At 45.7% G+C, this 15,895-nt stretch carries 12 protein-coding genes; all 12 read left to right on the forward strand.

Annotation, left to right across the window (positions count from 1 at the left end; genetic code table 11):
* Positions 1-49 precede the first annotated feature (49 nt).
* The 12 genes from AB4114_RS13930 to ftsZ all read left to right on the forward strand — a co-directional run bounded on the left by AB4114_RS13930 (position 50) and on the right by ftsZ (position 15,697).
* Positions 50-1,978: a stage V sporulation protein D gene (locus AB4114_RS13930; protein ID WP_441988996.1), complete on the forward strand. Its 1,929-nt coding sequence runs from the start codon at positions 50-52 to the stop codon at positions 1,976-1,978.
* A 112-nt stretch (positions 1,979-2,090) separates the two neighbouring features.
* Complete coding sequence (locus tag AB4114_RS13935) at positions 2,091-3,581, forward strand: UDP-N-acetylmuramoyl-L-alanyl-D-glutamate--2,6-diaminopimelate ligase (RefSeq protein WP_441988997.1); 1,491 nt, start codon at positions 2,091-2,093, stop codon at positions 3,579-3,581.
* Positions 3,578-4,960, forward strand: a complete 1,383-nt coding sequence (locus AB4114_RS13940) for a UDP-N-acetylmuramoyl-tripeptide--D-alanyl-D-alanine ligase (protein WP_441988998.1) — start codon at positions 3,578-3,580, stop codon at positions 4,958-4,960. The genes AB4114_RS13935 and AB4114_RS13940 overlap by 4 nt, the downstream gene beginning before the upstream one ends.
* A 75-nt stretch (positions 4,961-5,035) precedes the next feature.
* On the forward strand, positions 5,036-5,971 hold the full coding sequence (gene mraY / locus AB4114_RS13945; protein ID WP_216626309.1) for a phospho-N-acetylmuramoyl-pentapeptide-transferase: 936 nt from the start codon (positions 5,036-5,038) through the stop codon (positions 5,969-5,971).
* 3 nt (positions 5,972-5,974) lie between these two features.
* A complete protein-coding gene (murD, locus tag AB4114_RS13950) occupies positions 5,975-7,369 on the forward strand; it encodes a UDP-N-acetylmuramoyl-L-alanine--D-glutamate ligase (RefSeq protein ID WP_441988999.1) in 1,395 nt (464 codons plus the stop codon).
* 102 nt (positions 7,370-7,471) lie between these two features.
* Entirely contained in the window at positions 7,472-8,569 is a 1,098-nt protein-coding gene (spoVE, locus tag AB4114_RS13955) for a stage V sporulation protein E (RefSeq protein WP_441989000.1), read from the forward strand.
* Between the two features lie 7 nt (positions 8,570-8,576).
* The gene (locus AB4114_RS13960; protein ID WP_441989001.1) at positions 8,577-9,647 is read left to right on the forward strand and encodes an undecaprenyldiphospho-muramoylpentapeptide beta-N-acetylglucosaminyltransferase; all 1,071 of its coding nucleotides are present in this window, start codon (positions 8,577-8,579) and stop codon (positions 9,645-9,647) included.
* A gap of 212 nt (positions 9,648-9,859) precedes the next feature.
* Positions 9,860-10,765, forward strand: a complete 906-nt coding sequence (gene murB / locus AB4114_RS13965) for a UDP-N-acetylmuramate dehydrogenase (RefSeq protein ID WP_441989002.1) — start codon at positions 9,860-9,862, stop codon at positions 10,763-10,765.
* Between the two features lie 15 nt (positions 10,766-10,780).
* Complete coding sequence (gene murA, locus AB4114_RS13970; RefSeq protein ID WP_441989003.1) at positions 10,781-12,049, forward strand: UDP-N-acetylglucosamine 1-carboxyvinyltransferase; 1,269 nt, start codon at positions 10,781-10,783, stop codon at positions 12,047-12,049.
* Positions 12,050-12,162: 113 nt separating this feature from the next.
* Positions 12,163-12,999 (forward strand): cell division protein FtsQ/DivIB, encoded by an 837-nt coding sequence (locus AB4114_RS13975; RefSeq protein WP_441989004.1) that lies wholly within the window; start codon positions 12,163-12,165, stop codon positions 12,997-12,999.
* 298 nt (positions 13,000-13,297) lie between these two features.
* Positions 13,298-14,542, forward strand: a complete 1,245-nt coding sequence (gene ftsA / locus AB4114_RS13980) for a cell division protein FtsA (protein ID WP_441989005.1) — start codon at positions 13,298-13,300, stop codon at positions 14,540-14,542.
* 30 nt (positions 14,543-14,572) lie between these two features.
* Positions 14,573-15,697: a cell division protein FtsZ gene (gene ftsZ / locus AB4114_RS13985; protein WP_436235902.1), complete on the forward strand. Its 1,125-nt coding sequence runs from the start codon at positions 14,573-14,575 to the stop codon at positions 15,695-15,697.
* The last annotated feature ends 198 nt before the right edge of the window (positions 15,698-15,895 follow it).

A 15,895-nucleotide genomic window follows, 5' to 3' on the forward strand; every position in this document is an offset into this window, starting at 1 on the left:
TCATGTTAGGAATGAACATGACAATAGTGGGAAGGGAGACTGAACGTTCATGCGGGCTTCTAACGTTACCGTTCGTCGCAGATTGTTTACGGCGTTAATCATTGGAACTGTCATCTTTACAGCACTTATTATCCGTCTTGCCTATGTTCAACTTTGGATCGGACAAGACCTCGCGAAGTTGGCAGAGAACAGTTGGCGAAGAGAGATTGGTTTTGCACCCAAACGAGGCGAAATTCAAGACCGTAATGGCTTGACGCTTACGTATAGTATGAGTACCCCTACACTTGTGGCGATTCCTATACAAATTAAAGATGCTCACGCTACAGCCGCTAAGCTGGCAGAAGTGTTGGATGGCAATGAAGATGACATATACAAACAAATTACGAAGAAAGAAATGCAAAACTATATAAAGCCTTCGGGCCGTAAAATTACGATAGAAAAGGCGCAGGAAGTGCGTAATTTGCAACTGCCTGGCATCATCGTAGCGGAAGATAATAAGCGCTACTATCCGTATGGTTCGCTTGCAGCGCATATCCTTGGCTTCGCAGGGATAGATAAAGGGTTAACGGGGATTGAGTCGAAATATAATTCACAACTGACAGGCATCGCAGGCAATATTGCCTATATGACAGATGCAGCAGGCCGGAAATTAGCAGGTACAACAGATACCTACACACCGCCGAAAGATGGGCTAAACGTGAAGTTGACCATCGACAGCCATCTGCAATCAGTGATGGAACGTTCGTTAGACCAAGCGATGGTGCAATATCAAGCGCAGAATGTCATTGCCATCATGATGGATCCGAATACCGGCGAGATCCTGGCTATGGGCAGCCGTCCGACGTATGATCCAGGCAAATATATGGAGTCGCCGGCTGAAACGTATAATCGGAATTTACCAATTTGGAAAACGTATGAGCCGGGTTCTACCTTCAAGATTATTACACTTGCCGCAGCGCTAGAAGAAAAGAAAATAGATTTAAAGAATGAACAATTCTACGATCCAGGTTCCATTGAAGTTGGGGGTGCTCGGTTACGGTGTTGGAAACGTGGTGGACATGGCAGTGAAACAATGTTGCAAGTTGTTCAAAATTCATGTAACCCGGGATTCGTCGTGATGGGGCAGCGATTAKGCAAAGAGAAATTATTCGACTATATTTCCAGATTTGGTTTTGGTAAAAAGACAGGTATTGATCTTGGCGGTGAAGAGAATGGGATTATGTTCAAACCATCGCAAGTAGGTCCAGTGGAGTTAGCAACAACCGCTTTCGGTCAAGGGGTTTCTGTGACACCGATCCAGCAAATTACTGCGGTCTCAGCGGCGATCAATGGCGGCAAGCTATTTAAGCCTTATGTTGCCAAATCCTTTTCCAATCCAGATACGGGTGAAGTTGTCGATGTTGTTGAGCCAGAGTTAGTCCGGAATGTGATCTCGGAGGATACGTCCAGACAAGTTCGTGAAGCGCTGGAGAGCGTTGTCGCGAAAGGGACAGGGCGCAATGCGTTTATTGACGGCTATCGAGTTGGCGGAAAAACAGGAACAGCCCAGAAAGTTATTAATGGACGTTATTCACCTGATGAGCATATCGTGTCATTCATTGGCTTTGCGCCAGCGGACAATCCGAAGATTGTAGTCTATGCGGCTGTGGATGACCCGAAAGGGATCCAATTCGGTGGTCTGATTGCAGCTCCGCTCGTCAGAGATATCATGGCAGATGCACTGCGTTACATGAAGGTTGAACCGGACAAAAATCAACTTGATAAAGAATATCGCTATGGTGAAATTCCAATTGTTGAAGTGCCGGACTTGGTTGGAGCGTCAGTTGATGATATATTAGAAGACCTGAACATGAATTTTAAGCTGGCCAAATCAGGGAATGGRAAGTATGTCATCTCTCAAGCACCTAAAGCAGGCTCACGTGTGGATCAGGGTTCTACAATTCGTATATTCTTATCAAATGTGGATCCAGAGAAATAGAGAAAACCTTACGGTTTTAAAAAAAAGATTTACAAAGAAGACATGTTTAGCTTTTCTACTTGCATAAAATTGTCCATAATAGATAGATAAATCTAGGAAGAGAGGGTTGCTTATGAAACTGCAGGAGCTTGCTTCCGCTCTGCTCATTACCCACATACATGGCGATAAAGACACGGAGATCACGGGAATTGAGGCAGACTCTCGTAAAATAAAACAGGGAGATTTGTTTTTTTGCATCCCTGGATTAACAGCTGATGGCCACGACTATGCCCCCAAAGCGATTGCGCTCGGGGCTTCTGCTCTTGTCACGGAAAGAGTTCTGGATGTACCTGTCCCTCAACTCGTGGTGAAAGATGCTAGATATGCGATGGCGGCTCTTTCCTCCCATTTCTTCGGATATCCAAGCAAAGAGCTCAAGATTATCGGTATTACGGGGACGAACGGTAAAACAACCTCTACGTATATATTGGAGAAAATCATCGCGGATCAAGGTTATGTGACAGGGTTAATGGGTAATATCCATATCAAAATTGGTGAGGAATACATAGAAAATAAAGCCACGAATACACAGGAAGCTTTGGAACTACAACGTATTCTAAGAAAAATGGCGGATGCAGGGACCGATTATTGCATCATGGAGGTCTCTTCTCATGGTCTTGATATGGGAAGAGTGAAGGGGATTCAATTCCGTTCAGGTATATTTACGAATTTGACACAGGATCATTTGGATTATCACAAAACGATGGATGGCTATGCGGCAGCAAAAGGATTGCTATTCTCTCGACTTGGTAATGGTTTCTCCGAGGATCCGAATGCTCGCCAATATGCCATCCTTAATGCGGATGATGAAGCTTCACAGACGTTTCATCGCTTGACAGCTGCACAAGTCATTACGTATGGCATTGAAAAAGATTGCGATGTGCGGGCTTCCGATATTCGGATGACTTCACAGGGGACGGAATTTCAACTGCATTCCTTTGCAGGTGAAGCTTCCATTCGCATGCAATTGGTAGGGAAATTCAATGTGTATAATGTATTGGGGGCAATCGCTGCTGCTTTAGCGGAAGGGATTCCTTTGGAGGCCATCCGTACTAGTATAGAGCGTATTGCAGTTGTAGAAGGCAGAATGGAAGTTGTCAACGAGGGACAGGATTATTTGGTCTTAGTCGACTATGCGCATACGCCAGATGGTTTAGAGAATGCTCTTTCTACCTTAAGTGAATTCGCAGAAGGTAAGATTATTACCGTTTTCGGCTGTGGCGGTGATCGTGACAGAACGAAACGCCCAATCATGGGGAAAGTTGCAGCGCACTACAGCGACTTTGTATTTGTGACGTCTGATAATCCTCGGACGGAACATCCAGAGGCGATTCTTGCAGATATTGAGCCTGGGCTTAAAGAGGTTAATTACCCAGAAAATCAGTATATCTTACTGGCTGATCGTAAAAAAGCGATACAAAAGGCTATTGAAGAGGCAGGCCCTAAAGATGTAATATTGATAGCGGGAAAAGGCCACGAAACGTATCAGGATATCATGGGTGTCAAGCATGATTTCGACGATCGTTTGGTGGCTAAGGCTGCGATAAGKGGGAGAACACAGTGATTCAGCGTACATTAGGTCAAATAGCAACGATGCTCCACAGCGAGGTGTCGGGTGTTCATGGCGACATTTTGATTAAAGGAGTTTCTACCGATACACGTTCCATTCAGGCTGGCAGTCTGTTTATCCCGCTTATCGGAGAGAATTTTGATGGTCACCAGTATGCGGAAGATGCCTATCAGAAGGGGGCTGCGGCCATTCTCTGGCAAGATGACCATGGTGCGGCGCCAAGCGGTATCCCTTACATTCTAGTTGAGGATACACTCACAGCCCTTCAGGGTCTGGCTAAAGCATACCGAAAAGAACTATCGGTGCGAATCATCGGCATTACTGGCAGTAATGGGAAAACGACAACCAAAGATTTGGTTGCAGCTGTCCTAGGAAGCACCTATGAGGTTCATAAAACAAAGGGAAACCTGAATAACCATATTGGTTTACCACTTACACTCCTGCTACTTGAAGAAACGACGCAATTTGCAGTCGTCGAAATGGGCATGAGCGGACGCGGCGAAATTGCTTTATTGTCTGAAATCGCAGAGCCAGAAGCTGCTATTATCACCATGATTGGTGAGTCGCACATGCTTCAGCTAGGTTCCAGAGATGAAATCGCCCGTGCGAAAGCGGAAATTGTTACCGGCATGCCGAGTGACAGCTTGATCATTTATAACGGGGATGAGCCGTTAATTGAACAAGCACTGGGCGAGCTGGTGCTGCCTGTGGGCTTGCGACGTATTCGTTTCGGTCAAGGCCACGATAACGATCGCTACCCAATCGATATCCGGATGGATGCGGATGGCGCTTACTTCACCATCAATTCATCGGGGTACGAGGAATTGTTCATTCCCTTGCTTGGCACGCATAACGTCGTGAACACGCTCGCGGCCATTGCCGTCGGCGAGGCCTTCGGCGTCACGCCAAGTGCTGTTGCAGCGGGGCTTCGCGCGCTGCAGATGACAAGCATGCGCATCGAGAAGCTCACGGCAGCCTCTGGGCTGACCGTGCTTAACGATGCTTACAACGCCAGCCCCGCCTCGATGCGGGCGGCGATTGCCCTGACCGAGCAGCTGAGCGGCTTCGGTCGGAAGTTCCTCGTGCTCGGCGACATGCTGGAGCTTGGCGAGCACGAAGAGCAGTTCCATCGCGGCATTGGCGCGATGTTGTCCCCGGAACGTGTAGACTACGTCTTCACGTTCGGGCGTCTCGGCCGCTTCATTGCGGATGAAGCGACTCCGAACTTCCCGCAGGCGCAGGTGCGCGCCTACGACGACAAGGCGCAGCTCGCGGAGGAGCTCGCGGCACTCGCACGCGCCGAGGATCTCGTGCTCGTGAAGGGCTCGCGCGGGATGCGGCTCGAGCAGGTTGTCCATAGCTTATTAGCCTAATAGAATGCCTTAATTGAAATAGAGTGACGGAAATGAGCAGGGGGAACCAACGTGGAAAACGCGGTATTATTAACAATGGGTGTGGCATTTGTGCTTGCGCTAATCATGGGGCCATTATGTATACCTATTTTAAGACGGATGAAATTTGGTCAGCAAATTCGTGAAGATGGCCCGCAGGGACATCTCAAAAAACAAGGTACACCAACGATGGGCGGGGTCATTATTTTACTCGCGCTTTCCTTGGCTACGCTTCGTTTTGCTGACAAAAATACAGATTTACTCATTTTATTAATAGCTTCATTAGGTTATGGACTTGTTGGCTTCCTTGATGACTATATCAAAATTATTTTTAAGCGATCATTGGGACTTACAGCAAAGCAAAAACTGTTTGGTCAATTATTGATTTCAGCCATTGTCTGTTATTTACTTGTTATGCAAGGACACAGCACAGATATTTATATTCCTTTCGTTTCGTATCATATGAATGCGGGTTGGTTGTATTTCCCGTTAATGGCCATTTTGATGCTGGGCGCTTCGAATGCCGTTAACTTTACAGATGGCTTGGACGGCTTGTTAGCGGGGACAAGTGCAATTGCATTTGGGGCTTACACCATTATTGCCATGAATAATACACAACCTGAAGCAGCCATCTTCTCAGCAGCAATGGTTGGTGCTGTACTTGGATTCCTCGTCTTCAATGCGCATCCTGCCAAAGTATTCATGGGTGACACCGGCTCTTTAGGAATCGGTGGTGGACTTGTGGCTGTTGCCATTTTAACGAAAGCAGAACTTCTTCTAGCTATCATTGGTGGAGTTTTCTTAATCGAAATCTTATCTGTTGTGATCCAAGTGGTATCTTTCAAAACAAGAAAGAAACGCGTATTCAAAATGAGTCCGATTCATCATCACTTTGAGTTAGTTGGATGGTCCGAATGGCGAGTCGTAATTACTTTCTGGGTGGTAGGTCTAGTGCTTGCTGTGCTCGGATTATATATGAATGAGGTGTTGTAGAACATGAAGCATCCGCGGGATTATCGTGGACTTGAAGTGATCGTACTTGGCTTGGCTCGCAGCGGTGTCGCTGCAGCTAAGCTTTTTCATCAAAAAGGAGCTCTCGTCACTGTCAATGACAAAAAGGAACGAAGCGCGTGCCCTGAAGCCGACGAGTTGGAGGCTCTGGGTATTTCTGTTGTTTGCGGGTTTCATCCGGAGTCCCTCGTGCATGAGGGGGTTGCGTTAGTTGTGAAAAATCCTGGAATTCCGTATTCGGTAGACCCGATTCGTAAAGCAGAAGAGCTAGGTATTGAGGTTGTGACAGAGGTTGAGGTAGCTTATCAATTCTGTGAAGCGCCAATTATTGGGATCACGGGCTCCAACGGGAAAACAACCACAACTACACTGATCGGCTTGATGTTGGATGCAGCGGGCTTGAAGCCGGTTGTCGCAGGCAACATTGGCCGTGCTTTAACGGAAGCTACACCTGAGGTGACAGCTGAGAATTGGATGGTTGTTGAATTAAGCTCGTTCCAATTAAAAGGCACAACAGCGTTCCGTCCAAACATTGGTTTATTTTTAAATGTATATGAGACACATCTGGATTATCATGGCTCCATGGACGATTATATCGCCTCTAAAGCCAAAATTTTTGAAAATCAAACAGAAGCTGACACCGCTATTTTGAATTGGGATGACGAAGTGTGTCGACGTTTGATGCCAAGTTTGAAGGCAAAACAGTTTCATTTCTCATTGAAAGAAAAGCTTGCTTATGGCGTCTATTTGGATGCGGAGACGGACTGTCTTGTGTATGCAAACGGTCAGAACTCTGTCCAATCCATTATGCCGGCTTCTGAAATGGGCATGCCGGGTAGCTTTAACGTTGGAAATGCCTTGGCAGCTGCTGCAGCGGCCATTACAGCTGGCGTAGCTCTGCCTGTGATTGCTAATGTGTTGAGAAACTTCCATGGCGTAGAGCACCGTCTGGAGCTTGTGAGAGTACTGGATGGCGTAACTTTTTACAATAACTCTAAAGCAACGAATTCAGCTGCTACTGTGAATTCAATAGAGGCTTTCGATCAATCTGTTGTTTTAATTGCTGGCGGTTTGGATCGTGGTTCGGATTACATGGAGCTATTGCCAACTTTCCGTGAGCGTATCAAAGGAATTGTTACAATCGGGCAAACAAAAGAAAAAATCAAGCATATTGCCGAGTTGGCAGGGATTAGTAAGGTACAAACCGTCGATACTGCTAAGGATGCAGCGGACGCGGTTTCACAAGCCGTGCAGCTTGCCTGGCAAATGTGTGAACAAGGAGACATCGTGCTTCTATCACCTGCTTGTGCAAGTTGGGATATGTTTCCATCCTATGAGGACAGGGGACGCATGTTTAAGGAGTCCGTGCATAACCTTTAAGTAGGGCTTATCCACTCGAATGGACTAGTATTAGAACAGAACGATGTCTTCTGTAAACTAGTTAGTAAGAGGAAGCCCACAACTGACAAAGAGGTGTCTGTAATGGGTAAAGCACGCTCCGCTCCTGACATTTGGATTATTATTCCGACCTTGCTGCTTTTGACAATCGGCGTTATTATGGTCTACAGCGCTAGTAGTGTACTTGCGTTTCGTGAGTTTGGTGATTCTTTTTATTATTTAAAAAGACAACTGATTTTCGCCGTACTAGGAATTGTAGCGATGTTCTTCACGATGAATGTTGATTATTTGGTGTGGAAACGATTTGCTAAGTTGGCCTTGTTTGTTTGCTTTGGCATGTTGGTCATTGTTTTGATTCCTGGTATCGGCGTGATTCGTGGCGGTGCCAGAAGTTGGCTAGGTATCGGAGCTTTCGGGATTCAACCTTCTGAATTTATGAAAATAGGGATGATTCTCTTTCTTTCCAAGATGCTATCCGAAAATCAGTCCAAGATAACACTGCTTACCAAAGGGTTGTTGCCGCCTCTAGGTATTATGGGGTTGGCATTCGGTCTGATCATGCTGCAGCCGGACTTAGGAACTGGGGTTGTACTCGTTGGTGCGTCACTTCTAATCATTTATACGGCTGGCGCGAGATTGCTGCATCTTTCCTATCTAGGTATGATAGGAGTTGCGGGTTTTGTTGGTCTCGTTATTGCCGCTCCCTATCGTCTTAAGCGGATCACAGCCTTTCTCGACCCATGGCAAGATCCACTTGGTGCTGGTTATCAATCTATTCAATCCTTATATGCGATTGGACCAGGCGGATTAGTAGGACTTGGACTCGGGATGAGCCGGCAAAAGTATAGTTACTTACCAGAGCCGCAAACCGATTTTATTTTTTCGATCATCGCTGAAGAACTTGGTTTTATTGGAGGCACATTGGTTCTGCTGCTCTTCACCATCTTAGTATGGCGGGGAATGCGTGCGGCCATTACGGCACCAGATACATTTGCCAGCTTAATAGCAGTAGGAATTATCGGCATGATCGCCGTTCAAGTCATTATTAACATCGGCGTTGTTATTGGGATGTTCCCGGTAACGGGTATCACGCTGCCATTCATAAGTGCAGGGGGGTCTTCACTGACACTCATGCTGACATCTGTCGGCATCCTGCTTAATATATCCCGCTATTCGAGGTGACAGGGGAATGAAGACAATTGTATTTACCGGAGGAGGCTCCGCAGGCCATGTAACCCCTAATTTAGCGCTGATGCATAAGCTGAAGCAGCAAGGTTGGGATGTCAAATACATAGGCTCGGCTACAGGTATTGAAAAAGAGATCATTGATCGGGAAGGGGTTTCCTTTTACCCGATTTCTTCTGGGAAATTGCGTCGATATTTTGATCTCAAAAATATAAAAGACCCATTTAAAGTCATGAAAGGTGTTTATGAATCGTATCGGTTACTTAAACGTTTGAAACCCGCCATAGTCTTTTCGAAAGGCGGGTTCGTTTCCGTTCCTGTCGTTCTTGGGAGCCGTATGAACAATATTCCTGTTATTATCCATGAATCCGATATGACGCCAGGACTGGCGAATAAAATTTCGATCCCATTTGCAACGAAGGTATGTGTGACATTTCCTGAATCCCTTTCGCATATTAAGGGCGGGAAGTCTGTTCTTACGGGCTTGCCGATCCGTGAACATATTAACAGTGGTAAAGCAGCGCGTGCGCTTCAGCTTTGCGATTTCCATTCTCAGAAGCCTGTGATATTAGTTATGGGTGGAAGCTTAGGGTCGCAGGTGCTGAATCAGGCTGTGCGCGCTAACTTAGGTCGCTTACTCCAACAATTTCAAATTGTGCATCTGTGTGGCAAAGGGAATGTGTCTGCCCAGCATCTTCAAACCCGTGGATACAAACAATTTGAGTACTTGAACGAAGATCTTCCTGATGTGCTGGCGATGACGGACCTCGTCATCTCTCGTGCAGGCGCAACGTCTATCTTTGAGTTTCTAGGTTTAGAGAAACCTATGCTGTTAATCCCGCTATCCCGTCAAGCCAGTCGGGGGGATCAAATTCTGAATGCAGCATCTTTTCAGAAGGCAGGTTATGCCGATGTGATTCAGGAAGAAGATTTAACCACTGAAGGACTTGGCGATCATGTCGAAGCGCTTTATAAGAACCGCGAGACGTATAAATCAGCGATGCAATCACGTAATGAGAGTGATGCCGTAGCTGCTATCGTGAAATTGATCGAAACGCATAGCCATTCATTGTGAATTTGTTAAAGCGTATAGGCGATTGTCACACTCTAACCGATTTTACATAAACTACACTATAACCGTGACAGACACCTAAGGCTTCATAAGTGAACAAGGAACGAAGAACGGCCGTCTTCGCTCAGCTCCTTATGACTGAAATGTTAGAACTTGTATGTCTAAAATCTTACATTTCTACATTTCGCCCTACGTTCTGTGAAGGAGGTTTTCCCATGCAGAAGTTAATAGCCGACTTACAGGCATCAAATATTGGCGAGATAAGAACGAATGAACGACTAGCTCCATACACCACTTGGAAAATCGGCGGTCCGGCTGATTGCTTGATTATTCCTCACTCCAAAGAGCAGGTAGCTGCATCTATCAAGTTTCTTCATGAGCGTGGCGTACCTTGGACCGTTATCGGTAGGGGCTCCAACTTGCTTGTCGGAGACAAAGGGATTCGAGGCGTCGTGATTAAGCTGGGCCAGGCGCTTGATACCCTTCGTTTTGAAGGCGCGATGGTATATGCAGGAGGTTCCTATTCGTTCATTAAATTGTCCGTACTCGCAGCCAGAGAAGGTTTGACCGGACTGGAGTTTGCTTCAGGAATCCCCGGTACTGTGGGAGGCGCCGTCTACATGAATGCAGGGGCTCACGGGTCCGATGTGTCACGCATACTCAAGCAGGCTGAAGTCATCCTGGCTACAGGGGAATTGGTCGTCATGCAGGCAGAAGATTTACAATATGCTTATCGACATTCTATTTTGCACACATTGCCTGGCATTGTAACAGAGGCTGTCTTTGAATTACAGGTTGGAGACCGCAACGAAATTGCAGGGGCTATGGCTGCTTACCGAGACCGGCGACTGCGTACCCAACCTTTGCAATTAGCTTGCGCAGGAAGTGTATTCCGCAACCCCGAAGGGGGCTTCGCAGCGAAGCTCATCGAAGAAGCAGGCCTGAAAGGCAAACGTGTCGGTGGAGCAGAGATCTCTATGCTTCACGCCAATTTCATTGTTAACACAGGAGAAGCTACAGCCGAGGACGTTCTTGCCCTTATCAACGAAGTACAGCAGATCGTAGAGCAATCGTACGGTATTAAGCTAGTACCTGAGGTTCTGGTAATGGGTGAGAGGTAAATCGGAGGTGGAATTTTGGAGAAGCTCGTTATCGAAGGTGGAAGACCTCTTACGGGAGCCATCCAGATACACGGCGCTAAAAACGCCGCATTACCCATATTAGCTGCATGCTTACTTGCTAGTGGTACGCATACTTTACACAATGTTCCTAATCTGCTCGATATCGACACCATGCTTCGAATTCTTCGTTCACTTGGTTGTCGAGCCGAGCAGCAAGGAGATACAGTAACCATAACAACATCCACAGTTCATTCCTCCCACATCCCCGAAGAATTGATGGGTCAGATGCGTTCTTCCATCTTTCTCATGGGTCCGCTACTCGCTAGATTCGGCAGTGTCACAGTATATCAACCTGGTGGTTGTGCGATCGGCGAACGTAAAATTGATTTGCACCTCAAAGGTTTGCAGGCTCTTGGAGCTGAGATTGAAGAATTTTCCAATAAAATCGTCTGTACGGCAGAAACCTTACAAGGTAATGAGATATTCTTGGACTTTCCTAGCGTCGGGGCGACCGAGAATATCATGATGGCCGCCGTGAGAGCGGAAGGTACGACAACGATCTATAATGCTGCTCGCGAGCCAGAGATACAGGATTTGCAAAATTTCTTGAATGCGATGGGCGCGGATATTATTGGAGGAGGAACGGATACGATCACGATTCGTGGCGTTACTACGTTGTCTCCTTGCACATATCGGATTATTCCAGATCGTATTGTTGCAGGGACCTTTCTAGTTGCTGCAGCGGCTACCAGAGGTAATATTACTTTGGAAAGAGTAAACCCTGCTCATTTAACATCGGTTATCCATGTGCTTAAGCGTGCAGGTGTTCAAATCAGCGCAGACGGTGATATAATACATGTAAGCTGCAAGGCAAGACCCAAAGCAGTTGAACGTATCGTGACGTCGCCTCATCCWTCTTTCCCAACGGATTTACAATCACAAGTCATGGTGCTCTTATCTCTAGCAGATGGATTAAGTGTGATGAAAGAAACGATATTTGAAGGTAGATTTAAGCACGTGGATGAATTGTCCCGAATGGGCGCAGATATTCGCGTAGATATGAGTTCAGCCTTTATCCGTGGTGTGCCTAGATTGTATGGAGCTACTGTTGAAGCAACTGATTTACGGGCTGGTGCTGCTCTTGTAATCGCCGGTCTAGCTGCGCATGGCACAACGATCGTTGAGCAAATTCATCACATCGATAGAGGTTATGATAGGATCGAACATATGCTAGTCAGACTTGGTGCTTCTGTGCGTCGTCAAGCTCCGGTTCCCAGTGAGTAATAGCTTGTGTGGCTATCGCGTATCCCTTCCTGCAAACAGGAGGGGATTCACGATATTCATTTTAAATGTGTGGCTTCATTCAATGTAATAAATATAAATAGGTGGTGCCCCTCTTGTCCGAAGATAACAAAGTACCAACGCTGCCTGTACCTAAGCCGCGTACGCGTACGAATCGGAAGCTGCTTGCTTTTTTGATCATTTTTTTCCTAACTGTTCTAGTCATTTTGTTCTTCCAATCCTCACTTAGTCGGATCAGTCGGATTGATGTTGAGGGAAATGTGCTATTAGCCTCCGATTCAATTGGACAAGCTAGTCAAGTTGCAGTGGGAGATCGTTTTTTTGCTGTAAGCTCCAAGACGATTGGACAGCGGATCTCTGAGATGCCTATGATCAAGAATGCTGCCGTGGAGAAGATGTTCCCAGGAGTCATTCACATTCAAGTCGAAGAATTCCCTAAAGTAGCTTTCCAAATCGATCCTAATGGTAAAAAGCAAGCTGTGCTCGCAGATGGCAACGTCATTGAACTGCCAGCTGGCAGCGGTATCCCGCTCGATATGCCAATCTTAACGGGGTGGACCGATACGGATCCGAATAAAGCGGCGCTTTGTAAAATACTAGGGGAAATCCCGCAGAGTGCTTTGTCAGACGTTTCAGAGATTAAGCCGGATCCTTCGGAATCGTACCCTGACAAAATTAAGATATATACACGCTCACAATTTGAAATCCATACAACCATTTCCTATCTGCCTGATCGAATAGATAACCTGCCAGGTTATATTGCTGGTTTAGCAGAGGACCACATTTCCAATGGCGTCATTACAATGCTCGAAGCTGAATACCACACACCATTTGCAACAAGCGGGGATTCCAAGACAGATAACAAAACAGATTCCAAAACGGAACCTAAGACCAACCCGAAACCTACGCCGAAAGCAACACCAAAGCCATAACAACCGCCATAGTGCRGAGAAACTCACAAAAATTCTAGCAGAGACTACTCAATCTCTGAAAATAATGTTAAAATTAGTTTTATGGTTAAATAGGCTCTATCTGCATACTCTATTTTTTCTTGTATTTACTAGGCGAAATTGTTTGCATTTTACAACATTGAAATGAGAAGTTGAAGTTGGTTTTCAAATGCAAAAAAAATGTTGAAAAAAGAGGGAATATGGCGGTTGTGTGGAATACGTATAAAAGTATTTGTGAAGATTTTGCAATTTTACCTAAGTTACAGGAGGTGCCAGGGGCTTGAGCAACAATGATATCATTGTTAGTTTAGACATCGGTACATCCAAAGTTCGAGCTATTATTGGGGAAGTTGTTAACGGAACCATTAATATAATAGGAGTGGGATCTGCCGAGTCAGAGGGTATTCGTAAAGGCGCAATCGTTGACATTGATCAAACGGTACATTCAATTCGAAGTGCCATTGATCATGCTGAACGAATGGTCGGTATACAAATTTCCGAGGTTTACGTTGGAATTTCAGGAAATCATATTTCTCTTCAATCAAGTCACGGCGTAGTTGCTGTTTCAAATGAGGACCGTGAAATCGGAGAAGAAGATATTGATCGCGTCATTCAAGCGGCTAGGGTCATCGCATTACCTCCCGAACGTGAAATAGTTGGAGTTGTACCTAAGCAATATTTGGTTGATGGGCAAGAAGGTATTAATGATCCACGCGGAATGATCGGTGTTCGTTTGGAAGTTGAAGCGACGATTATTACTGGAGCGAAAACGGGCATACATAATTTAATGCGTGTTGTGGAAAAATCCGAACTGAAAGTTGCAGGACTTATTCTAATGTCGCTCGCATCTGGTAATTTGGCACTTTCCAAAGATGAGAAGGCTGTAGGGACCGTATTGGTTGATATTGGAGCTGGAGCAACGACGATTGCTGTCTTCGACGAGGGTAATTTAGTTGCAACGTCAACGATTCAGATTGGCGGAGAATTTATCAGCAATGATATTTCTATTGGCTTACATACGCAGTTGGAAATTGCTGAGAAGATCAAATTGAAATATGGCTGTGCATCCGTTGATGATTCCGCGCCTGATCAAGTGTTTAAAGTGACGAGAATGGGCAGCAATGTTGAAAAAGAGTTCTCTCAGGTTGATCTTGCAAATATCGTTGAACCTCGTGTCGAAGAGATTTTTCAATTAATTCGTGCCGAAGTTCACCGTTTGGGATTTGGAAATCTTGCAGGTGGGTATGTACTTACAGGTGGAACAGTTTGTATCCCAGGTATACTGGCGATTGCACAATCCGAACTGGCTACATCTGTACGCATTGCAGTGCCTGATTTCATCGGGGTACGTGATCCTTCCTACACAAGTGGTGTTGGTATTATTCAATTCGTCTCCAAATACATGAAGAATCGTAATTCAGGCATCACCAAAAAAGTGGCTGCAAAGACTACCAAAAAATCCTCCGATAGTCAAAAGCCAGGTTGGGTTGATCGAGTTAAAAATTTCTTCAGTGAATTCATTTAGTGAACGTTAAGTTAGGGGGATATGGCTCATATGTTTGAATTTGATATGGATTTAGACCAATTGGCTCAAATTAAAGTCATTGGTGTTGGTGGCGGCGGTAGCAATGCAGTTAATCGCATGATTGAAAACGGTGTTAAAGGTGTAGAATTTATTACCGTAAATACGGATGCACAGGCGCTTCATCTGGCCAAGTCCGTTCATAAATTGCAAATTGGCGATAAATTGACCCGCGGTCTTGGTGCAGGTGCAAATCCTGAAGTCGGGAAGAAAGCAGCAGAAGAGTCAAGGGAGACGATTCTGAATACGCTTCGCGGCGCAGATATGGTGTTCGTAACGGCAGGTATGGGCGGCGGTACAGGTACAGGAGCTGCTCCAGTCATTGCGGAAATCGCAAAAGAGGTGGGCGCACTTACGGTTGGTGTGGTGACGCGACCGTTTACTTTCGAAGGACGTAAGCGTTCTTTGCAAGCGGAGCAAGGGATTGCTGCATTGAAAGAGAAAGTAGATACACTTATTATTATCCCGAATGATCGTCTACTTGAGATTGTTGACAAAAAGACTCCGATGCTTGAAGCATTCCGCGAAGCGGATAATGTTCTACGCCAAGGTGTTCAAGGGATCTCTGATTTGATTGCAGTACCAGGACTTATCAATTTGGACTTTGCAGACGTTAAAACGATTATGACTGAACGCGGTTCCGCCCTTATGGGGATCGGGGTAGCTACAGGTGAGAATCGTGCGGCAGAAGCAGCGAAAAAAGCGATCTCTAGTCCTTTGTTGGAAACTTCAATCGAAGGCGCTCGTGGTGTTCTGATGAATATCACAGGCGGTATGAACCTTAGCTTGTACGAAGTGAATGAAGCTGCTGATATCGTGGCATCTGCTTCTGACATTGAGGTAAATATGATTTTCGGTGCTGTTATCGATGAAAAATTAAAAGATGAGATCTTAGTTACGGTTATTGCAACTGGTTTCGAGCATAAAGCGGCTCCGATTCATCAATCTATCAAACGTCCGGTTTCACCAGGACAACCAGAGACGTCAGCACCTGACAATCGCTTAAATAATCTTAAACCATTTGGCGCACAGCCTTCTAATGATCAATTAGATATTCCGACTTTCTTACGAAATCGCGGACGCAATACTGACAAATAATTACATAATAATTGTCTAGAGACCGAAGCCCTACTTGATGTAGAAGCTTCGGTTTTTTGTTGTTCTGTAAGCTTTTCTCCTGTGGACAAGCCCGCGCTAACTGACAAAAAAAGTAGCATCCTACTAGCATGTTTAGACAGACTTTGAACTTGGAATCCAATATACTGATTTAGAACCTTAAAGTTTCGTCACGAAATT

This window comes from Paenibacillus sp. 2RAB27 (genome assembly GCF_052115445.1).
GTDB lineage: Bacteria > Bacillota > Bacilli > Paenibacillales > NBRC-103111 > Paenibacillus_E.